Source organism: Segatella oris (assembly GCF_900637655.1).
GTDB classification, from domain to species: domain Bacteria; phylum Bacteroidota; class Bacteroidia; order Bacteroidales; family Bacteroidaceae; genus Prevotella; species Prevotella oris.
This window is the reverse complement of record NZ_LR134384.1, coordinates 2,824,930-2,844,990: the sequence shown is the minus strand read 5'-3', so window position 1 is coordinate 2,844,990 and position 20,061 is coordinate 2,824,930. Positions and strand designations below refer to the sequence as shown.

At 43.3% G+C, this 20,061-nt stretch carries 28 protein-coding genes; 27 read left to right on the top strand and 1 reads right to left on the bottom strand.

Going from position 1 to position 20,061, the window contains the following annotated elements; all coding sequences use genetic code 11:
* Positions 1-16: 16 nt before the first annotated feature.
* Complete coding sequence (locus EL210_RS12000; RefSeq protein WP_025879701.1) at positions 17-3,232, top strand: porin family protein; 3,216 nt, start codon at positions 17-19, stop codon at positions 3,230-3,232.
* Positions 3,233-3,723: 491 nt separating this feature from the next.
* On the opposite strand, the gene EL210_RS11995 is transcribed toward EL210_RS12000, so the two are convergent.
* Entirely contained in the window at positions 3,724-4,944 is a 1,221-nt protein-coding gene (locus EL210_RS11995; protein WP_018920504.1) for a BaiN/RdsA family NAD(P)/FAD-dependent oxidoreductase, read from the bottom strand.
* A gap of 316 nt (positions 4,945-5,260) precedes the next feature.
* On the opposite strand from EL210_RS11995, the gene EL210_RS11990 reads away from it, so the two are divergent.
* From EL210_RS11990 to secY, 26 genes are all read left to right on the top strand, one after another.
* Positions 5,261-5,578: a DUF3467 domain-containing protein gene (locus tag EL210_RS11990; RefSeq protein ID WP_018920503.1), complete on the top strand. Its 318-nt coding sequence runs from the start codon at positions 5,261-5,263 to the stop codon at positions 5,576-5,578.
* Between the two features lie 427 nt (positions 5,579-6,005).
* Complete coding sequence (gene rpsL, locus EL210_RS11985; protein ID WP_004371793.1) at positions 6,006-6,389, top strand: 30S ribosomal protein S12; 384 nt, start codon at positions 6,006-6,008, stop codon at positions 6,387-6,389.
* Between the two features lie 134 nt (positions 6,390-6,523).
* Positions 6,524-7,000 carry a 30S ribosomal protein S7 gene (rpsG, locus tag EL210_RS11980; protein WP_004371792.1) on the top strand — a complete coding sequence of 159 codons (477 nt, stop codon included), beginning with the start codon at positions 6,524-6,526 and terminating at the stop codon, positions 6,998-7,000.
* Between the two features lie 20 nt (positions 7,001-7,020).
* Positions 7,021-9,135, top strand: a complete 2,115-nt coding sequence (fusA, locus tag EL210_RS11975) for an elongation factor G (RefSeq protein WP_004371791.1) — start codon at positions 7,021-7,023, stop codon at positions 9,133-9,135.
* Between the two features lie 101 nt (positions 9,136-9,236).
* On the top strand, positions 9,237-9,542 hold the full coding sequence (rpsJ, locus tag EL210_RS11970) for a 30S ribosomal protein S10 (protein WP_004371790.1): 306 nt from the start codon (positions 9,237-9,239) through the stop codon (positions 9,540-9,542).
* A 42-nt stretch (positions 9,543-9,584) separates the two neighbouring features.
* On the top strand, positions 9,585-10,199 hold the full coding sequence (rplC, locus tag EL210_RS11965) for a 50S ribosomal protein L3 (RefSeq protein ID WP_004371789.1): 615 nt from the start codon (positions 9,585-9,587) through the stop codon (positions 10,197-10,199).
* Positions 10,199-10,828, top strand: a complete 630-nt coding sequence (gene rplD / locus EL210_RS11960) for a 50S ribosomal protein L4 (RefSeq protein ID WP_004371788.1) — start codon at positions 10,199-10,201, stop codon at positions 10,826-10,828. Before rplC ends, rplD begins: the two co-directional genes overlap by 1 nt.
* A 16-nt stretch (positions 10,829-10,844) precedes the next feature.
* On the top strand, positions 10,845-11,138 hold the full coding sequence (gene rplW, locus EL210_RS11955; RefSeq protein WP_004371787.1) for a 50S ribosomal protein L23: 294 nt from the start codon (positions 10,845-10,847) through the stop codon (positions 11,136-11,138).
* A gap of 8 nt (positions 11,139-11,146) precedes the next feature.
* Positions 11,147-11,974: a 50S ribosomal protein L2 gene (gene rplB / locus EL210_RS11950; RefSeq protein WP_004371786.1), complete on the top strand. Its 828-nt coding sequence runs from the start codon at positions 11,147-11,149 to the stop codon at positions 11,972-11,974.
* Between the two features lie 10 nt (positions 11,975-11,984).
* Positions 11,985-12,254: a 30S ribosomal protein S19 gene (gene rpsS, locus EL210_RS11945; protein WP_004371785.1), complete on the top strand. Its 270-nt coding sequence runs from the start codon at positions 11,985-11,987 to the stop codon at positions 12,252-12,254.
* 34 nt (positions 12,255-12,288) lie between these two features.
* Complete coding sequence (gene rplV, locus EL210_RS11940; RefSeq protein WP_004371784.1) at positions 12,289-12,693, top strand: 50S ribosomal protein L22; 405 nt, start codon at positions 12,289-12,291, stop codon at positions 12,691-12,693.
* Positions 12,694-12,700: 7 nt separating this feature from the next.
* Positions 12,701-13,426: a 30S ribosomal protein S3 gene (gene rpsC / locus EL210_RS11935; RefSeq protein ID WP_004376951.1), complete on the top strand. Its 726-nt coding sequence runs from the start codon at positions 12,701-12,703 to the stop codon at positions 13,424-13,426.
* 14 nt (positions 13,427-13,440) lie between these two features.
* Positions 13,441-13,869, top strand: a complete 429-nt coding sequence (gene rplP, locus EL210_RS11930) for a 50S ribosomal protein L16 (protein ID WP_004371782.1) — start codon at positions 13,441-13,443, stop codon at positions 13,867-13,869.
* 3 nt (positions 13,870-13,872) lie between these two features.
* The gene (gene rpmC, locus EL210_RS11925) at positions 13,873-14,067 is read left to right on the top strand and encodes a 50S ribosomal protein L29 (protein WP_004371781.1); all 195 of its coding nucleotides are present in this window, start codon (positions 13,873-13,875) and stop codon (positions 14,065-14,067) included.
* A gap of 2 nt (positions 14,068-14,069) precedes the next feature.
* The gene (gene rpsQ / locus EL210_RS11920) at positions 14,070-14,336 is read left to right on the top strand and encodes a 30S ribosomal protein S17 (protein ID WP_004371780.1); all 267 of its coding nucleotides are present in this window, start codon (positions 14,070-14,072) and stop codon (positions 14,334-14,336) included.
* Positions 14,337-14,338: 2 nt separating this feature from the next.
* Entirely contained in the window at positions 14,339-14,704 is a 366-nt protein-coding gene (gene rplN / locus EL210_RS11915) for a 50S ribosomal protein L14 (protein WP_004371779.1), read from the top strand.
* Positions 14,705-14,726: 22 nt separating this feature from the next.
* Entirely contained in the window at positions 14,727-15,044 is a 318-nt protein-coding gene (gene rplX / locus EL210_RS11910) for a 50S ribosomal protein L24 (protein ID WP_004371778.1), read from the top strand.
* Positions 15,044-15,598: a 50S ribosomal protein L5 gene (rplE, locus tag EL210_RS11905; RefSeq protein WP_004371777.1), complete on the top strand. Its 555-nt coding sequence runs from the start codon at positions 15,044-15,046 to the stop codon at positions 15,596-15,598. Before rplX ends, rplE begins: the two co-directional genes overlap by 1 nt.
* Positions 15,599-15,603: 5 nt before the next feature.
* Positions 15,604-15,906, top strand: coding sequence for a 30S ribosomal protein S14 (gene rpsN / locus EL210_RS11900; protein ID WP_004371776.1), 303 nt, complete (start codon positions 15,604-15,606; stop codon positions 15,904-15,906).
* Positions 15,907-16,179: 273 nt separating this feature from the next.
* Positions 16,180-16,575: a 30S ribosomal protein S8 gene (gene rpsH / locus EL210_RS11895; protein WP_004371775.1), complete on the top strand. Its 396-nt coding sequence runs from the start codon at positions 16,180-16,182 to the stop codon at positions 16,573-16,575.
* A gap of 15 nt (positions 16,576-16,590) precedes the next feature.
* Positions 16,591-17,163: a 50S ribosomal protein L6 gene (gene rplF, locus EL210_RS11890; protein ID WP_004376953.1), complete on the top strand. Its 573-nt coding sequence runs from the start codon at positions 16,591-16,593 to the stop codon at positions 17,161-17,163.
* A 20-nt stretch (positions 17,164-17,183) separates the two neighbouring features.
* A complete protein-coding gene (rplR, locus tag EL210_RS11885; protein WP_018920502.1) occupies positions 17,184-17,528 on the top strand; it encodes a 50S ribosomal protein L18 in 345 nt (114 codons plus the stop codon).
* Between the two features lie 6 nt (positions 17,529-17,534).
* Positions 17,535-18,047 carry a 30S ribosomal protein S5 gene (gene rpsE, locus EL210_RS11880; protein ID WP_004371772.1) on the top strand — a complete coding sequence of 171 codons (513 nt, stop codon included), beginning with the start codon at positions 17,535-17,537 and terminating at the stop codon, positions 18,045-18,047.
* 14 nt (positions 18,048-18,061) lie between these two features.
* Complete coding sequence (rpmD, locus tag EL210_RS11875) at positions 18,062-18,238, top strand: 50S ribosomal protein L30 (RefSeq protein WP_004371771.1); 177 nt, start codon at positions 18,062-18,064, stop codon at positions 18,236-18,238.
* A gap of 25 nt (positions 18,239-18,263) precedes the next feature.
* Entirely contained in the window at positions 18,264-18,710 is a 447-nt protein-coding gene (gene rplO, locus EL210_RS11870; protein ID WP_004371770.1) for a 50S ribosomal protein L15, read from the top strand.
* Positions 18,711-18,714: 4 nt separating this feature from the next.
* Positions 18,715-20,052: a preprotein translocase subunit SecY gene (gene secY / locus EL210_RS11865; RefSeq protein WP_004371769.1), complete on the top strand. Its 1,338-nt coding sequence runs from the start codon at positions 18,715-18,717 to the stop codon at positions 20,050-20,052.
* Positions 20,053-20,061: the final 9 nt, after the last annotated feature.

Sequence of the window (20,061 nt, the reverse complement as noted above, 5' to 3'; positions counted from 1 at the left end):
CAAAACAGAAAGAAAGATGAAAAGAATATTTTTGTTACTGTTATCTGTATCAACGTATATTGTGAGTAGTAGGGCTACAATAAATCCTGCTACAGAGGTGATGCCGCCTTTCTCTGTACGTCAGTTTGGCATACAAGAACCTGATACAGTGGCACGCGACTTGAGTGACTTGGAAAATGCAATGTCTGAATCTATGTTGGCTCAGCAACAGGATACTACTTATTATGGTGCTCCTCGGCAGAAGAATTTCAATGCTCTAAACTATGTGCTTGACAGCAGACACCGCTTCAGGGGTGACCGTTATATGTGTGGTAACTTCTGGAATAATACCTTCATTAATTTCGGTGGAGGTGTAGGTGGTTTCTATCATAATACAAATGCAGCTTCTTTTACACCAACACTCAGTCTCAGACTGGCTGCCGGAAAGGTTGTCAGCCCAATGGTTTCCTTTCGTTTAGGGTTAGAGAAGACTTGGGCTTATTCACACGCATCAGCAACGGTTTTCAACACCAATCAATATAACTCTTATGGTGGTTATGTCGATTTCCTTTATAATTTCAGTAATTATCTTTTGGGGTATCGACCAGAACGTCCTTTCAGTGTGTCAGGAATTTTAGGTTTGGGAGTTCAGACCGCAGAATTAAATTCGTGGAAGAATGCAGATATGACTTCTGTTGGAGCCAGTACTTCAGGTGTATCTGTTGATGGTCATGTGGGAGTTCAATTCAAGTTTTTTGCTAGTCCGTATGCTTCCATAGCCTTAGAACCATATTTTAAAGTAGGTACAACCAAACTCAACCTGTTGGATAATCCTGGCTATAGCGATCCCGACTTCAGTTATGGCATAAACCTTGCTTATCAGTGGAATTTTACCAAGCAGCTTTCAGATATGGTAAATACAGGCAGTTTCTGGAAGCGTTTCGACAAGGATAAGCGTTACCTGTCCGATAATGGACAGTTGCATCATCTTCGTTTTCCTGTATTCTTCGACTATAGTTTCGGTCCGATGTATGTCGGTAGGTCTGCAGGGCTGTCTTTACGTAATACTCGTGGCTTTGATGCTTTAGCTGCTGTAGGTTGGTGGTTAGCTCCGGCTGCAGGAGTACGTGCTGGTGTTCACGTGACGAATGGCGACTGGAAGAGTGGTACGGTAGGTGGTAATCCTGCAAAAAATCTTATAGGTACGCGTGGTGTAAACATTGACTTTCTGTTCAATCCATTTGGCTTTACGCGTCATTATAATTGGGATGCACCATTTGGAATGAATGTCTTCACGGGCTACGAATTCGGTGGTATGAAAAAGACCGCAGCAAGTTTCAATGGTTCTTATGAAGGCAACTACACCGCTTTCCGCTTTGGTGCTCAACTTTGGATGAAGCTTACCAATGATCTTCGACTTACCTTAGAACCTACTTATATGCAGACCGAGCATTACAATGGCAATCTTGACCGCGAACGTTATGATGAGTATGCCGTTAAATTAGGACTCTCTTTGTTGGCTCGTGATAAGGGTGCCCGTAACTATCGTGAAGTAGAGCCGGATGTTGCTCTTAATACACCGCGTAGAGGTTTCTTCGTAGGTTTAGGTTTCGGTTGGAACAATACGGTATGGGATTGGCGTTTTACAAACTATCAGCATGATGCTTTCAAAAATGCTCTTCTCTTTGGTGGATATCGTTTCAGTGCTCTGCATAGTGTTCGTTTACAGATAGAATGGATGAAGGAAGCACAGGCGTTCTTCAAAGGTATAGGTAATGATATCGGTAAATTTACCTATAATAACGGTCTTTTCTCTGCAGACTACCAGATTAACCTGTTCAATGCTATGGCTGGTTACGATCCCTTGCGCCGTTGGAATGTCTACATGTATGCCGGCCCGACATTCCTTTTTGGCGACGGTGGTGCAGACTTTGCTGCCAATATTGGTGGTATGGTTACCTATAATCTGTCGCGTAATCTCTCACTCTTCTACAGTCACACGGTCTATCGTATGCCAAAAAACCGCTATCCACATCATATGGTTTACACGCGTGATGGTATCTTTACCAACAACTTGAATATTGGTGTGATGTACTCGTTTGATGCGTTCCATGATTTAATTGCACGTGGCAATAATGATGAACCAACACGACGCCCACTCTTCTTGGAATACAGTTTCGGTCCTACATTTATGAGTAAGACGCCTATCAGTGGTTTCAAGACGACAGGTTTCGACTCTAAGTTCCTCGTAGGTTGGTGGGCAAACTCTGCAATTGGAGTGCGTAGTGGTGCTCATGTAACTAATGCGAACTGGAATGATGGACATTACAATAATAAGCCTGTTACCTATCTGATTGGTACGCGTGGTGCATTGTTTGACTTGCTTGTCAACCCGTTAGGCTTTTCTTCACAGTATAATTGGGATTCGCGTTTTGGATTTAATCTTTTCGGTGGTTTTGAACTTGGACACGCTAAGAAGACAAACAAGGGCTTTGTCAATACTTTTGAAGGAAATTATCATTCGTTCCGATTAGGTGGTCAGCTCTGGACAAAGTTGACTAATGACCTGCGTGTGACCCTTGAGCCTACTTTCACAGCACTTAAACTGTCTACTGCAGATGATAATCGTCACAACCAATTCAGCCTCAATGTAGGGGTAGCTATGTTGATGCGTAGCAGGAAATTCCGCAATTATGATGATGATCTCCCAGAAGAAAAGCGTCATAATCTACCGTTGCAAGGTTTCTTTGCAGGCGGTGGCTTGGGTTGGAATACAACCGTCTGGAGATGGAAATTTTCTGATCAGAAGGGCAACCTTCTCAAGAATGCGATGGTATTTGCGGGTTATAACTTCTCAACTCTCCACGCTGTCCGTGTGCAGGGCGAATACATGGCAGAAAAGATGCTCTTCCCAAATGATGCTGATTTATACAGAGAACACTTCAACAATGTTCTTGTCTCGTTTGATTATCAGTTGAATGCTATTAATGCAATCTCTGGTTTCGACCCAGCACGGCGTTGGAATGTCTATTTCTATGCCGGTCCGAGTATGTTAATGGGAACGGGAGGCTTTAATGGAGCGTTGAATGCCGGAGGGCAGGTTGGCTATAATCTCAATCGTAACCTCTCTTTGTTCTATAGCCACACGGTTTACCGTATGCCGAAAGCTCGCTATCCGCATAGCTTGCCATTCACGAAGAATGGAACCTTTACAAATAACATCAATATTGGTGTGATGTATAATTTCAAGTAAAATAGGAACTTTTCTCCAATGGAGAAATCTATCTTTTTGAGATGATTGAAAGCTCACTCTGGTAGTTTCTACTGTCCGAGTGGGCTTTCTGCTTTTAAGGATTTACCGTAGTTTGTTGAAGTTTGTATGTCTTGTGTATCATTCGTTGGTAGCCTTAATGAAAGTAGCCTGATAGCAGCTTGTTTTGATATTCCACAAGAAGCTCTGTGTAATTTGATGCAGATTGCGCTGTAATCTGACTTAACTCACACTCTGATTTGACTCAAAATGCGTGGTGATTTGATGCAAATTGCGAGGTAATTAAATAGAAGTGTTTAAGCTGCTGATTTGCATTAGGTGTTTATTCTTTATTGATTGGTCTTTGTTTCTTTCTTGTTGTTACTCAAACACTCAGCTTTTATAGAAGCCAGCGCGTATAACTACGGAAATCAAATGACTTGTATTACTTTTATTCATGGTTTATTAATATCCTGCAAAGAGAGTCTGTTTTATCAATGACTGGCAGCCGATAGCCCTGCCACGACTCCTGTTGTCCATGCTGCTTGCAGGTTGAACCCTCCTGTAATGGCATCGATATCCAAAACTTCTCCTGCAAAGAACAGACCCGGACAAACTTTGCTTTCGAGCGTTTTTACATTGACCGATTGAAGACTTACACCGCCACAAGTCACGAACTCCTCACGGAAAGAACCTTTGCCCGCAATGGTGTACTGATCGTTGACTAACGTCTCTACCAAACGGTTCAGTGTCTTACGGCCGATTTCTCCCCATGGTTTTGCTGTGTTCAAACCAAGTTTGTTCAAAATATAGAGCCATAAGCGTGAAGGAAGTCCAAAGGGATGCAGTGTACCGAGTTGCTTGCGCGGATTAATAGTCTGCAATTGCAAGAGTTCTTCTTCTACTTCCTGCTGTGTCCGTCTGCCAGTCCAGCTGACAGCAAGCGGAGACTTGTAGTCGTGTTCTGCGAGCCAGCGGGCGGCATATGACGACAATTTCAAGACAGCCGGACCGCTCATGCCCCAATGGGTCACAAGCAATGCTCCTTCTGCACGCATCTTTGTGCCCGGTATTGCCGTCACAACAGGGTCTGCAACCGTTCCCATCAGATTGCAGAAAGAACGGTCTGTGATATTAAATGTAAAGAGTGAGGGTACGGGTTGCTCTATTTTGTGCCCAAGACGAGCAAGATAATCCAAAGCACGGGCATGGGGCGATCCTCCTGTTGTCACGATGACGCGGTGGAAATTGCGATGAGAAGCTTTCTCAAACATAAGTTCAAAACTTCCATCTTCTTTCTGGCAGATGTCTGTGAGTCGATGTTTACAACACACCGTTATTTCTAATTCGCGAGCCTGGCGCACTAAGCAGTCGATGACAGCATGAGCATCCTGTGCTTTTGGAAAGACGCATTCATCCTCCTGTGTAACTAATGGAACACCATGTTTCTCAAACCATTTGTAAGTATCTTCATAGCTGAATGTTTTCATCAGTCGTTTCATGAGCTTGTCTCCACGCGGATAAGCCTGCTTCATATCCGTGATAGTGGCAAAGCTGTTAGTGACATTACAGCGTCCGCCACCTGTCATTTCTACCTTTGCCAGCACTTTTTGTGCCCGTTCAAAGATTGTTACTTTGCTTGCCGGATCAGTCTTTTGCGCTGTGATAGCAGCCATGAATCCAGCTGCACCACCACCAATGATAGCTATTTCCATACCCTTAAAATTACAAATTTTAATTCGAAATTGCAATTGCCTGCATTGCGTTGACGGGATATAGTCCTAAGAATTTCCATGGTATTCATGTATTTGCATGACATAGAACAATCCCACTGTTGTGTGCAAATTTACAAAATGTTTATAGAATAAATCTCATTTGACAGCGTGAATCATGATTAAAGCATTATTTTATGGAAATGGAATGTGACTATATTTGTTATCTATTCTTAAATGAGATGTTTCTTGTGGTTTCAAGTTTTTTTCTTATCTTTGCCATAAGTTAAACAATAATCTTTTATATACATTATTATATATGGAAAATGATAACAATCAGCAGCAGGGTCTGCAAATAGATTTGAAACCGGAAATAGCGAAAGGTGTCTATGCTAATCTGGCTTTGATAACGCATTCAAGTTCTGATTTTGTGCTTGATTTTGCAACAATGTTGCCTGGGATGCCAAAGCCGGAGGTCAGTGCTCGTGTCGTCATGGCTCCCGAACATGCCAAGCGTTTGCTTCAGGCTTTGCAGGAAAACCTGTATAACTACGAGCAGCAGTTTGGTAAAATCACAATTCCAGAGCAGCAAGATCGAATAGCCACGCCATTCAAGATGCCGGAAACAGAGTCGTAGGGAAGCCGCTGACACCTACTCCTGCCCCTCCCAAGGGAGGGGAGAATGAACTTGCGATGGGCTTCTTAGAATGGGATGTCAATACTATATCTTGTATGTTTTATGTGAGAATGATAAGCGAAGTCTGCTTGTTTTGAGTGTTCTGTTATATAAAGGACATAAAGAACTACTGGCAAATAAAACCTTATCAGTTCGGAACTCTCCTCCTTGGAAGTGAGTGGGGAGAGGTTTTTATTTATTCAAAATAAATGTTAATAAAGCCTATATCTTGCAAATTTGCATAAGATGTAGACTTTATGTTGTCTTTATAGTTAGGTAGTTTGAAGATTTGTTTGTACCTTTGCAGCCCGAAATAGGCTTTATTGAGCGCTGTTCGTAATCTGTTGATAATAAACAAAATAAAATATATAAATTAAAAAGTAAAATTATGCCTACAATTTCACAGTTAGTAAGAAAAGGCAGAAAGGACATCGTAGACAAGAGCAAGTCTCCGGCTTTGGACAACTGTCCACAGCGTCGTGGTGTTTGTGTTCGTGTTTACACAACGACTCCTAAGAAGCCTAACTCAGCAATGCGTAAGGTTGCTCGTGTTCGTTTGACAAACCAGAAGGAAGTAAACTCTTACATCCCTGGAGAAGGTCACAACCTTCAGGAGCATAGTATTGTACTTGTTCGTGGTGGTCGTGTGAAAGACCTTCCTGGTGTACGCTATCATATCGTTCGTGGTACACTTGATACCGCAGGCGTTGCAAACCGTACACAGCGTCGTTCAAAGTATGGTGCTAAGCGTCCAAAGGCAGGTAAGAAGTAAATTACAAGGCCAAAGATTTTTTTATTCAAACGTTTTGCTGGAGAATTGTTGAACGCAGGTTGAGTAAATGTCCGGGTGCGGATATTGAAGAACATGAATAACAACCCCAAGCAGAATTTATTTTTCAAAACAAAATGAGAAAAGCAAAACCAAAGAAACGTGTGATCCTTCCGGATCCAGTTTACAATGACCAAAAGGTTTCAAAGTTCGTGAACCATTTGATGTATGATGGTAAGAAGACCATTTCATACGAGATTTTCTACAAGGCTCTTGATACAGTGAAAGAGAAGATGGCTAAGGAAGAAAAGCCTGCACTCGAAATCTGGAAGCAGGCTTTGGATAACATCACTCCTCAGGTTGAGGTAAAGAGTCGCCGTATCGGTGGTGCTACTTTCCAGGTTCCTACGGAAATCCGTCCTGATCGTAAGGAAAGTATCTCAATGAAGAATTTGATTGCTTTCGCTCGTAAGCGCGGTGGAAAATCAATGGCCGAGAAGCTTGCTGCTGAGATTATGGATGCATACAACAATCAGGGTGGTGCATTCAAGCGTAAGGAAGATATGCACCGCATGGCAGAGGCTAACCGTGCATTCGCTCATTTCAGATTCTAATCAATAAAGGTAAAAAGAAAATGGCAAATCGCGATTTACATTTGACTCGTAACATCGGTATCATGGCCCACATTGATGCTGGTAAGACTACTACATCAGAGCGTATCCTGTTCTATACAGGTAAGACTCACAAGATTGGTGAGGTTCATGATGGTGCAGCTACAATGGACTGGATGGCTCAGGAGCAGGAGCGCGGTATTACAATTACCTCTGCTGCTACTACTTGTAACTGGAACTACGAGGGCAAGTCATATAAGATCAACTTGATTGATACTCCGGGACACGTTGACTTTACAGCTGAAGTTGAACGTTCTCTGCGTGTGCTTGATGGTGCTGTCGCTACTTATTCTGCTGCTGATGGTGTTCAGCCACAGTCAGAAACCGTATGGCGCCAGGCTGATAAATACAATGTACCACGTATCGGTTACGTGAACAAGATGGACCGTTCAGGAGCTAACTTCTTTGAAACGGTTCAGCAGATGAAGGATATCTTGGGTGCTAATCCTATTGCTATCCAGATACCTATCGGTGCAGAGGAAAACTTCAAGGGTGTCGTAGACCTGCTTAAGATGAAAGCTATCTTGTGGCATGACGAGACCATGGGCGCAGAGTATGATGTAGAAGAAATACCTGCTGACCTTGCTGATGAAGCTGCTGAATGGCGTGAGAAACTTGTTGAGGGTGCAGCAAACTTTGATGATGAAGTTATGGAACTTTACCTTGATGGTAAGGAAATCTCAGAAGAAATGTTGCTTCGTGCTATCCGTAAGGGTACCGTAGCAATGGAGTGCTGCCCGATGTTGCTCGGTTCTTCATACAAGAATAAAGGTGTGCAACCACTTCTTGATTATGTATGTGCATTCCTGCCTTCACCACTTGATACACCGAATATCGTAGGTACTAATCCTGATACTGATGAGGAAGAGGATCGTAAACCTTCAGAGGATGCTCCGACTTCTGCACTTGCTTTCAAGATTGCTACTGATCCATTCATGGGCCGTTTGGTGTTCTTCCGTGTTTATTCGGGTAAGATTGCTGCAGGTTCTTATGTATACAATCCACGCTCCGGTAAGCGTGAGCGCATCAGTCGTCTGTTCCAGATGAACTCTAAGCAGGAGATACCTATGGATTCTATCGATGCAGGTGATATTGGAGCAGGAGTTGGTTTCAAGGATATCCGTACTGGTGATACACTTTGTGATGAGAATCATCCGATTGTATTGGAGTCCATGACATTCCCTGATACGGTGATTTCTATTGCTGTTGAACCAAAGAGTCAGGCTGACGTTGCCAAGATGGATAACGGTCTTGCTAAACTTGCAGAGGAAGATCCAACCTTTACTGTTCGTACAGATGAGCAGAGTGGACAGACTATTATTTCTGGTATGGGTGAGCTTCACCTTGATATTATTATCGACCGTTTGAAGCGTGAGTTCAAGGTAGAATGTAATCAAGGTAAACCTCAGGTTAATTATAAGGAGGCTATTACTCGTACGGCACAGAGCCGCGAAACTTATAAGAAGCAGTCTGGTGGTCGTGGTAAGTTTGCTTGTATTGATGTAACTATCGCTCCTAAGGACGAAGACTACACAGAAGGCGACTTGCAGTTCATCAATGAGGTGAAAGGTGGTAACGTGCCTAAGGAATTCATACCTTCTGTTCAGAAGGGCTTTGCTGATTGCTTGAGCAACGGTGTTCTCGGAGGTTTCCCAATGACAGGCATGAAAGTGACATTGACGGATGGTAGCTTCCACCCGGTAGACTCTGACCAGTTGTCATTTGAATTGGTTGCTCATCAGGCATTCAAGGTGCTTTGTCCGAAGGCTGGTCCTGTTCTGATGGAGCCTATCATGAAAGTAGAGGTCGTTACTCCTGAAGAGAATATGGGTGATGTTATCGGAGACTTGAATAAGCGTCGCGGTCTTGTTCAGGGTATGGAAGAAGCTCGTAGCGGTGCACGTATCGTGAAAGCAATGGTTCCATTGGCAGAAATGTTCGGTTATGTAACAGCTCTGCGTACTATCACTTCTGGCCGTGCAACTTCTTCTATGGAGTATGATCACCATGCAGCACTATCTACCAGCATTGCTAAGGCTGTGCTTGAAGAGGTTCATGGTCATGCAGAACTTCTCTAATTGAGAAAAACTACAAAGCATAGAGGCGTTGTTTAGCGAATGACTCTTAAACTGCGTACCTCTTTGCTTCATTTTATTAATAATTTTATAAATTACAAACAATGAGTCAGAAAATCAGAATTAAGCTGAAATCTTACGACCATATGCTGGTTGACAAGTCAGCTGAGAAAATCGTGAAGGCTGTAAAAGCTACGGGTGCTATTGTCAGTGGCCCTATCCCATTGCCAACGCACAAGCGTATCTACACCGTGAACCGTTCAACTTTCGTTAACAAGAAAGCACGTGAACAGTTCCAATTGTCAGACTTCAAGCGTCTTATTGACATCTATAGTTCTACAGCAAAGACTGTTGATGCGCTGATGAAACTTGAGTTGCCATCAGGAGTAGAGGTTGAGATTAAAGTCTAATTCAAAGAGAGTAAATTATTAATCGATTAAATTTTTATTGAAATGCCAGGATTAATTGGAAAAAAAATCGGAATGACATCCGTTTTCAGTGCCGACGGTAAGAATGTACCGTGCACTGTTATCGAAGCAGGTCCTTGTGTTGTAACCCAAGTAAAGACAGAAGAAAAAGATGGTTACAAAGCACTTCAGTTGGGTTTCGAGGAGGCAAAGGAAAATCGTACTTCCAAGCCAATGATGGGAACCTTCAAGAAGGCAGGCACAACACCAAAGAAGCACTTGGCCGAGTTCAAGTTCGATGAGGAGCATAACCTCGGTGATACAATTACTGTTGAACTTTTCGCTGACGCTAAATTTGTAGATATTGTAGGTACTTCTAAAGGTAAAGGTTTCCAGGGTGTTGTTAAGCGCCATGGTTTCGGTGGTGTAGGTCAGAGTACTCACGGTCAGGATGACCGAGCTCGTAAGCCGGGTTCTATCGGTGCTTGTTCTTATCCAGCAAAGGTCTTCAAAGGCATGCGTATGGCTGGTCAGATGGGTGGTGATCGCGTTACTACTCAGAATCTCCAAGTGTTAAAGGTAATTCCAGAGCATAATCTCCTTCTTGTAAAGGGATCTGTTGCTGGATGTAATGGTTCAACCGTATTAATCAAAAAGTAATGGAAGTTAGCGTTTTAAATATCAACGGTCAGGAGACCGGAAGAAAGGTAAACCTCAATGAGGCTATCTTCGGAATTGAGCCTAACGATCACGTGCTTTATCTTGATGTTAAACAGTATCTTGCAGCACAGCGTCAAGGTACTGCAAAAACAAAGGAAAGAAGCGAACTGAGTGGTTCTACTCGCAAACTTGGTCGCCAAAAAGGTGGCGGTGGTGCACGTCGAGGTGATATCAACTCCCCTGTATTGGTAGGTGGTGCTCGTGTATTTGGTCCTAAACCACGTAATTATGACTTCAAATTGAATAAAAAAGTAAAAGTTCTTGCTCGTAAATCAGCTCTCTCCTACAAAGCTCAAGATAATGCTGTTGTTGTAGTGGAAGACATTAATTTCGAGGCTCCTAAGACTAAAGAATTTGTAAATTTTACAAAAAATATTAAAGTCGAAGGTAAGAAGACACTTGTTCTTTTGCCAGAAGTAAATAAAAACGTATATTTGTCCGCTCGTAATATTCAGGGTGCAGAAGTGATGACAGCAACATCGCTCAATTCGTATAAAGTTTTGAATGCAGATGTTGTTGTAATTGCTGAAAGTGCGCTTAAGGCTATTGACGGAATCTTAAACAAGTAAAAAGGAGAATTAGATTATGGCATTTATCATTAAACCATTGGTTACTGAGAAGCAAACCAAGATTACTGAGAAGAACCCAAGTCGGTATGGCTTTATCGTTCGTCCAGAGGCTAATAAACTCCAAATTAAGAAGGAAGTCGAGGCCCTATATAATGTTACAGTAGTTGATGTGAATACACTTCGCTATGCCGGTAAGCGTTCAAGCCGTTATACAAAGGCTGGTCTCATTAAAGGTCAGAAGAATGCGTTCAAGAAGGCAATCGTCACTGTAAAGGATGGCGACACAATTGATTTTTACAGCAATATTTAAAATAAAAAATGGCAGTACGTAAATTAAACCCGGTTACACCGGGACAAAGACACAAGGTTATTGGCACGTTCGAGGATATTACTGCATCCGTGCCAGAGAAGTCTCTCGTTTACGGCAAACGTTCTACCGGTGGTCGAAACAACACCGGTAAAATGACCGTTCGCTACATTGGCGGTGGCCATAAGCAGAAGTATCGTTTGATAGACTTCAAGCGAGAGAAAGATGGTGTTCCAGCTGTAGTAAAGACAATCGAGTATGATCCTAACAGATCTGCTCGCATTGCACTTTTGTTCTACGCTGATGGTGAAAAACGTTACATTATTGCTCCTAACGGACTGCAGGTAGGTGCTACACTGATGTCTGGTGCAGAGGCTGCTCCTGAAATCGGTAATGCTCTTCCACTTGCAAACATTCCTGTCGGTACGGTAATTCATAACATTGAATTGCGTCCGGGGCAGGGTGCTTTGCTTGTTCGTTCGGCTGGTAACTTTGCTCAGTTGACTTCTCGTGAGGGCAGTTATTGTGTTATTAAGCTCCCTTCTGGTGAAACCCGCCAGATTTTGAGTGCTTGTAAAGCTACAGTAGGTAGTGTTGGTAACTCTGATCATGCATTGGAGCAGTCTGGTAAGGCTGGTCGCTCTCGCTGGTTGGGTCGTCGCCCACACAACCGTGGTGTTGTTATGAACCCTGTTGATCACCCGATGGGTGGTGGTGAAGGTCGTCAGAGTGGTGGACATCCACGTTCTCGTAAGGGTCTTTACGCTAAGGGTCTTAAGACTCGTGCACCTAAGAAGCTTTCAAACAAGTATATTATCGAAAGAGCTAACAAAAAATAAAGAGTAAATTATGAGTCGTTCATTAAAAAAAGGTCCATATATCAACGTATCGCTCGAGAAGAAGATTCTCGCTATGAACGAGAGTGGTAAGTCGAGTGTAGTGAAGACTTGGGCCAGAGCATCAATGATTTCCCCTGATTTTGTGGGACACACTGTTGCAGTTCATAACGGAAACAAATTTATCCCTGTCTACATTACTGAGAATATGGTTGGTCACAAGCTCGGAGAGTTTGCACCTACACGCCGTTTCGGTGGTCACTCTGGTAATAACAAGAAGTAAGCGGGGTTAATCCATTTAACAAATAAGAATAATAATGGGAGCAAGAAAACATATCGCAGCTGAGAAAATTAAGGAAGCTCGCAAAAATCTGTACTTCGCAAAGCTCAAGGGAGTTCCTTCTTCTCCACGCAAGATGCGCTACGTTGTAGACATGATTCGTGGTATGGAAGTTAGTCGTGCCCTCGGAGTACTTAAGTTCTCTAAAAAGCAGGCTGCTGCAGACGTTGAGAAATTACTTCGCTCAGCAATTGCTAACTGGGAGACAAAGAATGACCGCAAAGCTGAAGACGGTGAATTGTATATCAGCAAAGTCTTCGTTGATGAAGGTGTTACAATGAAACGTATGAGACCTGCACCACAGGGTCGTGGTTACAGAATCCGCAAGCGTTCAAATCACGTGACTTTGTTTGTTGATGCCAAAACTAACGACGAAAAATAAGAATAGAATGGGACAGAAAGTTAATCCAATAAGCAACCGACTTGGTATTATCCGTGGTTGGGATTCAAATTGGTTTGGTGGCAAGAACTTCGGAGACAATCTCGTAGAGGATTGCAAAATCCGTAAGTATCTCAACGAGCGTCTGGCTAAGGCCAGTGTTTCTCGTATCGTCATCGAGCGTACGTTGAAACTCGTCACCATCACTATTTGCACTGCCCGTCCGGGTATCGTCATTGGTAAAGGTGGTCAGGATGTTGACAAACTTAAGGAAGAGTTGAAGAAGCTCTATAAGAAAGACATCCAAATCAATATATTTGAAGTAAAGAAGCCTGAACTCGACGCTAACATCGTGGCCAACAACATCGCTCGCCAGGTGGAGGGTAAGATTTCTTACCGTCGTGCCATCAAGATGGCTGTTCAGAACACGATGCGTGCAGGTGCTGAAGGTATCAAGGTTCAAATTACAGGTCGTCTGAACGGTGCTGAAATGGCCCGTAAGGAAATGTTCAAAGAGGGGCGTACTCCTTTGCATACATTCCGTGCAGACATCGATTACTGTGCAACTGAGGCCCTTACAAAGGTAGGCCTTCTGGGTATTAAAGTATGGATTTGCCGTGGTGAGGTTTACGGTAAGCGTGAACTTACACCTAACTTTACTCAGGAGAAGCAGAATGGTGGCCGTTCTAATGGTCGTAATGGCCGCGGTAATCGTAAGAGAAACAATAACCGTTAAAAGTAGAAGCTATCATGTTACAGCCAAAAAGAGTAAAATATAGAAGACCTCAGGATGGACGCGGCAATAAAGGCAACGCGCACAGAGGTACACAGCTGGCTTTTGGTTCTTTTGGTATCAAGACACTTGAGCCGAAGTGGATTAACAGCCGTCAGATTGAGGCAGCTCGTGTAGCCGTAAACCGCTATATGAACCGTCAGGGTCAGGTCTGGATCCGTATATTCCCTGATAAGCCAATCACTCGTAAACCAGCCGATGTACGTATGGGTAAAGGTAAGGGTGATCCTGCTGGATGGGTGGCACCGGTTACACCGGGTCGTATCCTCTTCGAAGTAGAAGGAGTTTCTTTTGATATTGCTAAAGAGGCTCTCCGCCTTGCAGCACAGAAACTTCCTGTAAAGACAAAGTTTGTTGTTAGACGTGATTTCGATAAAAACGCTTAAACTATGAAGATGAAAGAATTGAAAGAACTCGATGTCAATGCATTGGCAGAGAAGTTGGAGAATGCAAAGGCACAGCTCAACCAGTTGAAGCTGAACCATTCAATTGCACCTCTTGAGAATCCATCACAGATTAAGGCAGCTCGTCGTGATATCGCGCGCATCGAAACAGAACTTCGTCAGAGAGAACTTAATAAATAATAATGGTCCAGATGGAAACAAGAAATTTAAGAAAAGTAAGACAGGGTGTTGTCATCAGCAACAAAATGGATAAAACCATTGTTATTGCATCTAAGTTCAAAGAGAAGCACCCTATTTATGGTAAGTTTGTTCAGAAGACAAAGAAATACCATGCTCATGACGAGAAGAATGAGGCAAATGTAGGTGATACAGTGCAGATCATAGAAACTCGTCCTCTGTCTAAGACAAAGAGATGGAGATTAGTACAAATTGTTGAAAAAGCTAAGTAATTATGATACAGGCAGAATCAAAACTTACAGTATGTGATAACAGCGGCGCACGTGAGGCTAAATGTATCCGTGTTCTTGGTGGTACCCGCCGTCGTTATGCCAGTGTCGGTGACGTTATTGTGGTAGCTGTCCAGAACGTCATCCCATCAAGTGATTTGAAAAAGGGTGCAGTATCAAAGGCTTTGATCGTTCGCACAAAGAAAGAAATCCGTCGTGCCGATGGTTCTTACATCCGTTTCGACGACAACGCTTGTGTGTTGCTCAACAATGCAGGAGAACTTCGTGGAAGCCGTATCTTCGGCCCTGTTGCACGTGAGCTTCGCACTGTGAATATGAAGGTTGTTTCTTTGGCACCAGAGGTTCTTTAATTAATCATAAAACAAGTAAGTAATGAGTAAGTTACATATAAGAAAAGACGACAAAGTTGTTGTTCTTGCCGGAAGCGACAAGGGCAAGACTGGTAAAGTGCTCAAGGTGTTGGTTAGCAAGAACCGTGCTATCGTAGAGGGAGTAAACCTCGTTTCAAAGAGCACCAAGCCTTCAGCTAAGAACCCCCAGGGAGGCATCGTAAAGCAGGAGGCTTCTATTCATATTTCAAATCTGAGTCTGATCGATCCCAAGAGTGGTAAAGCCACTCGTGTTGCCATCAAGCATGAAGGCAAGAACGTGATTCGTATCGCTAAAAAGTCAGGGGAGGAAATTAAGTAATGGATACAGCACAGTTAAAGAAAGTATATAAGGAGACCATTGCTCCTGCACTTCAGAAGCAGTTCAACTATTCTTCGGCAATGCAGGTTCCTGTCTTGAAGAAGATTGTGATTAATCAGGGTCTCGGCGATGCTACACAGGACAAGAAGATTGTTGACGTAGCAGTTAATGAAATCACAGCAATCACTGGTCAGAAGGCTGTTGCAACCTATTCTAAGAAGGATATTGCAAACTTCAAGCTTCGTAAGAAGATGCCAATCGGTGTTATGGTGACATTGCGTGGTGAGCGCATGTATGAGTTCCTTGAGAAGCTCATCCGCGTTTCTCTTCCACGTATCCGTGACTTCAAGGGTATCGCTACCAAGCTCGATGGCCGCGGTAACTACACTTTGGGTATTACCGAGCAGATTATCTTCCCAGAGATTAATATCGATGAGATCGACCGCATCCAGGGTATGAACATCACCTTCGTAACTTCAGCTGCGACTGACGAAGAAGGTCTTGCGCTGCTCAAGGCTTTCGGTCTTCCATTCAAGAACGCTAAAAACGATTAAGGAATATGGCAAAAGAATCAATGAAAGCCCGCGAAATTAAGCGTGCAAAGCTTGTTGCTCGTTACGCTGAAAAGCGCGCAGCTCTGAAAAAGATCATCGCTACTTCTGAGGATCCTGCTGAAGCTTACGAGGCAGCTCGTAAACTCCAGGCCATTCCAAAGAATGCTAACCCTATCCGTCTCCACAACCGTTGCAAGATTACAGGCCGTCCTAAAGGGTATATCCGCCAGTTCGGTCTCTCTCGTATCCAGTTCCGTGAGATGGCATCAGCAGGTTTGATTCCCGGAGTGAAGAAGGCAAGCTGGTAAAATCGATATTCAAGAAAGTGATTGATGTCTTTTGTGTTGACAGACAGACTGTTGCACAATGCTTTGCAATCTGACGCATCTTGCGTGGTGAAATGACTCATATTACACGCTGATCTGATGCAAATCACACCGTAACCTGATGCAGATTGGAAATTCATCTGACAGCAGTTGTCTTGACAGAGAATATCACTCACTTTACTTCAATCGTTTTTCAAACGGATTATTTTTTTAATATTGTCGGGGTAGTCCCGATTAATTAAACATTTATATTTTATGACAGATCCAATAGCAGATTATCTGACAAGACTCAGAAATGCAATCATGGCTCATCACCGTGTAGTTGAAGTTCCTGCGTCTAACTTGAAGAAAGAGATTACTAAGATCCTCTTCGAGAAGGGATACATTCTGAACTACAAGTTCGTTGAAGATGGTCCCCAGGGTTCAATCAAGGTCGCACTGAAGTACAATCCTTCAACAAAGCAGAGTGCTATCAAGAGTTTGAAGCGTGTGTCTACACCAGGTCTCCGAAAGTACACCGGTTACAAGGACATGCCGAGAGTAATTAACGGATTAGGTATCGCAATCTTATCTACATCCCAAGGTGTAATGACAGACAAGGAAGCCACCGCTTTGAAGATTGGTGGTGAGGTTCTTTGCTACATTTATTAATTGGAGGATTTTAATATGTCAAGAATAGGTAAATTGCCAATTAGTATTCCATCAGGAGTTAATGTCAACTTCGATGAAAAGACAAATGTAGTTACAGTCAAAGGCCCTAAGGGTGAACTCTCTCAGTTTGTTGATCCATCCATCAAGATGGAGATTGCAGATGGTCAGATTACTTTCACCGTTGATGAAAACAGTCCTGTAAATGTAAAGCAGAAGCAGGCTTTCCATGGTCTTTATCGTTCATTGGTAAACAATATGGTTGTCGGTGTAAGTGAGGGCTATAAGAAGGTGCTCGAACTCGTAGGTGTAGGTTATCGTGTTTCTAACCAAGGTAATCTCATTGAATTCTCACTCGGCTATACTCACCCTATCTTTATGGAACTTCCAAAAGAAGTCAAGGTGGAGTCGAAGTCAGAAAGAAATCAGAACCCAATTCTTACGCTCGAGTCTTGCGACAAGCAGTTGCTTGGTCTCATCTGTGCTAAAATTCGTTCTTTCCGTATGCCTGAACCTTACAAAGGAAAGGGTATCCTGTTCCAGGGTGAGGTTATTCGCAGAAAGTCTGGTAAGACCGCTGCAGCTAAGTAATTTTAATTGATTTTACGATTATGACAACAAAGAAAGTAGAAAGACGAATTAAGATAAAGTTCCGCATTCGCAAGAGTGTAAATGGAACGGCTGAGCGTCCACGTCTTAGTGTTTTCCGCTCTAACAAGCAGATCTATGCTCAGGTAATTAATGATTTGACAGGTAAGACGCTCGCTTCAGCTTCTTCGCTTGGCCTTGAGAAACTGGCTAAGATTGAACAGGCAAAGAAAGTCGGTGCACTTGTTGCTGAAAAGGCAAAGGCCGCTGGCATCGAAGCAGTCGTATTCGACCGTAACGGATATCTCTATCATGGCCGTGTGCAGGCGCTTGCCGATGCAGCCAGAGAAAGTGGACTTAAATTCTAAACGATTATGGCAATGAATAAAGTAAAAGTAAATAGTGACGTAGAACTGAAAGATCGTCTGGTTGCTATCAACCGTGTGACCAAGGTTACAAAAGGTGGTCGTACATTCACATTCGCTGCTATCGTCGTTGTAGGTGATGGCAAGGGTGTTATCGGCTGGGGTCTTGGTAAGGCCGGTGAGGTAACAACAGCTATCTCAAAAGGCGTTGAGTCTGCAAAGAAGAACCTCGTTAAGGTGCCTGTATTGAAAGGTACAGTACCTCATGAAGTTGAAGTCTCATTCGGTGGTGCCCAGGTGCTCCTGAAGCCTGCTGCAGCCGGTACTGGTCTGAAGGCCGGTGGTGCTATGCGTGCAGTTCTTGAGAGTGTTGGTGTTACCGACGTGATTGCAAAGTCTAAGGGCTCTTCCAACCCTCATAACCTCGTGAAGGCTACAATCTCTGCACTTACTCAGATGCGTGATGCTTACACGATTGCAGGTGAGCGTGGTATCAGTATGGACAAAGTATTTAACGGTTAATAGGAGAATTAAGAATGGCAACAATTAAAATCAAACAGGTAAAGAGTAAAATCGGTTATCCGGTTGATCAGAAGCGTACGCTTCTTGCCTTGGGACTTCGTAAGATTTCTCAGGTTGTTGAAGTTGAAGATACTCCTAGCGTTCGTGGTATGATCCGTAAGGTTCATCATCTGGTAAACGTAGTTGAATAATTAATCTTTTAATATCGAATCGATTATGAAATTAAATAATTTGAAACCAGCTGCAGGCTCTACCCATTCACGTCGTCGTATCGGTCGTGGTCCAGGTTCTGGACTCGGTGGTACTTCTACCCGTGGTCACAAGGGTGCTAAGGCTCGTTCTGGTTATAAGAAAAAGATTGGTTTTGAAGGTGGTCAGATGCCACTTCAGCGTCGTGTGCCGAAGGCTGGTTTCAAGAATATCAACCATAAGGAATACTTCGTTGTTAACCTTTCAACACTTCAGAAACTTGCAGAGGCAAAGAGCCTTACGAAGATTGGCGTTGCAGAGTTGAAGGATGCAGGTCTTACCAATGGTAAGGAACTTGTTAAAGTTCTCGGCAATGGCAAGTTGAAAGCAAAACTTGATGTTGAAGCAAATGCATTCTCTAAGTCTGCCGAAGAAGCTATCAAGGCAGTAGGTGGTAACGCAACTATAATCTAAGTAAATGAAAAAGTTTATTGAGACACTAAAGAACTGTTGGAAGGTCGAGGACTTGCGTCAGCGATTACTGATAACGATACTCTTTACGGCAATCTACCGTTTTGGATCGTTTGTCGTACTTCCTGGTATTAACCCGGCTAAGTTGGAAACGCTTCAGTCGCAGACCGCAGGCGGCTTGATGTCGCTTCTGGACATGTTCTCTGGTGGAGCTTTTTCCAATGCATCTATCTTTGCACTTGGAATTATGCCTTACATCTCAGCTTCTATCGTTATGCAACTCCTCGCTGTTGCTGTGCCTTATTTCCAAAAGATGCAGCGTGAGGGTGAAAGCGGAAGAAAGAAGATAAACTGGTACACCCGTCTGCTTACGATTGCTATCTTGGTTTTCCAGGCACCGGCTTACCTCATGAATCTGAAGACACAGGCTGGTCAGGCTTTGGCCAGCGGTGTCTCTTGGACAGTCTTCATTATTCCTGCAACAATTATCCTCGCAGCGGGCAGTATGTTTATTCTGTGGCTCGGTGAGCGTATTACGGACAAAGGTGTTGGAAATGGTATCTCTCTGATTATTATGATTGGTATCATTGCACGTCTGCCACAGGCATTCATTCAGGAGGTAACCTCTCGTTTCACAGCTATCTCCGGTGGTGGTATTGTGATGTTCATCGTTGAGATACTCATCCTGTATGCTGTAGTGTGTGCATCAATTCTTTTGGTGCAGGGAACACGTAAGGTGCCTGTTCAGTATGCTAAGCGTATAGTTGGCAACAAGCAGTACGGTGGTGCTCGTCAGTATATCCCATTGAAGTTGTTCGCAGCTAATGTGATGCCTATCATCTTTGCCCAGGCACTGATGTTCATTCCATTGGTAATCGTTCAGTATCAGAGTGAAAATGCATCGTGGGTAGTCCGTTCTTTGATGGACAACCGCAGTGTACTGTATAATGTGATTTATGTCGTTTTGATTATAGCATTCACATACTTCTATACAGCCATCACTCTGAATGCAACTCAGATGGCAGAAGACATGAAACGCAATAACGGTTTCATTCCAGGAGTAAAACCCGGTAAGGATACGGCTGAGTATATCGACACCATTATGTCTCGAATTACTTTCCCAGGTTCTTTGTTTATTGCGTTTATCGCTATAATGCCTGCTCTCGCTGGACTTCTGAATGTGCAGCAGGGCTTTTCACAGTTCTTTGGTGGTACATCATTGTTGATTCTTGTTGGTGTGGTCATTGATACACTCCAGCAGATAGAGAGTCATTTGATGATGCGTCATTACGATGGACTTCTGAACTCTGGTCATACACGTAACGGTGGTGTCTCAGCCTATTAATCAGAGTCA

Coding starts and splice junctions, on each gene's coding strand:
- rplV (WP_004371784.1), top strand. CDS start 12,289: ATGGGAGCAAGAAAACATATCGCAGCTGAGAAAATTAAGGAAGCTCGC.
- EL210_RS11995 (WP_018920504.1), bottom strand. CDS start 4,944: ATGGAAATAGCTATCATTGGTGGTGGTGCAGCTGGATTCATGGCTGCT.
- EL210_RS11990 (WP_018920503.1), top strand. CDS start 5,261: ATGGAAAATGATAACAATCAGCAGCAGGGTCTGCAAATAGATTTGAAA.
- rplN (WP_004371779.1), top strand. CDS start 14,339: ATGATACAGGCAGAATCAAAACTTACAGTATGTGATAACAGCGGCGCA.
- rpsS (WP_004371785.1), top strand. CDS start 11,985: ATGAGTCGTTCATTAAAAAAAGGTCCATATATCAACGTATCGCTCGAG.
- EL210_RS12000 (WP_025879701.1), top strand. CDS start 17: ATGAAAAGAATATTTTTGTTACTGTTATCTGTATCAACGTATATTGTG.
- rplR (WP_018920502.1), top strand. CDS start 17,184: ATGACAACAAAGAAAGTAGAAAGACGAATTAAGATAAAGTTCCGCATT.
- rplP (WP_004371782.1), top strand. CDS start 13,441: ATGTTACAGCCAAAAAGAGTAAAATATAGAAGACCTCAGGATGGACGC.
- rpsC (WP_004376951.1), top strand. CDS start 12,701: ATGGGACAGAAAGTTAATCCAATAAGCAACCGACTTGGTATTATCCGT.
- rplX (WP_004371778.1), top strand. CDS start 14,727: ATGAGTAAGTTACATATAAGAAAAGACGACAAAGTTGTTGTTCTTGCC.
- rpmC (WP_004371781.1), top strand. CDS start 13,873: ATGAAGATGAAAGAATTGAAAGAACTCGATGTCAATGCATTGGCAGAG.
- fusA (WP_004371791.1), top strand. CDS start 7,021: ATGGCAAATCGCGATTTACATTTGACTCGTAACATCGGTATCATGGCC.
- rpsL (WP_004371793.1), top strand. CDS start 6,006: ATGCCTACAATTTCACAGTTAGTAAGAAAAGGCAGAAAGGACATCGTA.
- rplC (WP_004371789.1), top strand. CDS start 9,585: ATGCCAGGATTAATTGGAAAAAAAATCGGAATGACATCCGTTTTCAGT.
- secY (WP_004371769.1), top strand. CDS start 18,715: ATGAAAAAGTTTATTGAGACACTAAAGAACTGTTGGAAGGTCGAGGAC.
- rpsQ (WP_004371780.1), top strand. CDS start 14,070: ATGGTCCAGATGGAAACAAGAAATTTAAGAAAAGTAAGACAGGGTGTT.
- rplD (WP_004371788.1), top strand. CDS start 10,199: ATGGAAGTTAGCGTTTTAAATATCAACGGTCAGGAGACCGGAAGAAAG.
- rplE (WP_004371777.1), top strand. CDS start 15,044: ATGGATACAGCACAGTTAAAGAAAGTATATAAGGAGACCATTGCTCCT.
- rpsH (WP_004371775.1), top strand. CDS start 16,180: ATGACAGATCCAATAGCAGATTATCTGACAAGACTCAGAAATGCAATC.
- rplB (WP_004371786.1), top strand. CDS start 11,147: ATGGCAGTACGTAAATTAAACCCGGTTACACCGGGACAAAGACACAAG.
- rpsN (WP_004371776.1), top strand. CDS start 15,604: ATGGCAAAAGAATCAATGAAAGCCCGCGAAATTAAGCGTGCAAAGCTT.
- rpmD (WP_004371771.1), top strand. CDS start 18,062: ATGGCAACAATTAAAATCAAACAGGTAAAGAGTAAAATCGGTTATCCG.
- rpsG (WP_004371792.1), top strand. CDS start 6,524: ATGAGAAAAGCAAAACCAAAGAAACGTGTGATCCTTCCGGATCCAGTT.
- rplO (WP_004371770.1), top strand. CDS start 18,264: ATGAAATTAAATAATTTGAAACCAGCTGCAGGCTCTACCCATTCACGT.
- rplW (WP_004371787.1), top strand. CDS start 10,845: ATGGCATTTATCATTAAACCATTGGTTACTGAGAAGCAAACCAAGATT.
- rpsJ (WP_004371790.1), top strand. CDS start 9,237: ATGAGTCAGAAAATCAGAATTAAGCTGAAATCTTACGACCATATGCTG.
- rplF (WP_004376953.1), top strand. CDS start 16,591: ATGTCAAGAATAGGTAAATTGCCAATTAGTATTCCATCAGGAGTTAAT.
- rpsE (WP_004371772.1), top strand. CDS start 17,535: ATGGCAATGAATAAAGTAAAAGTAAATAGTGACGTAGAACTGAAAGAT.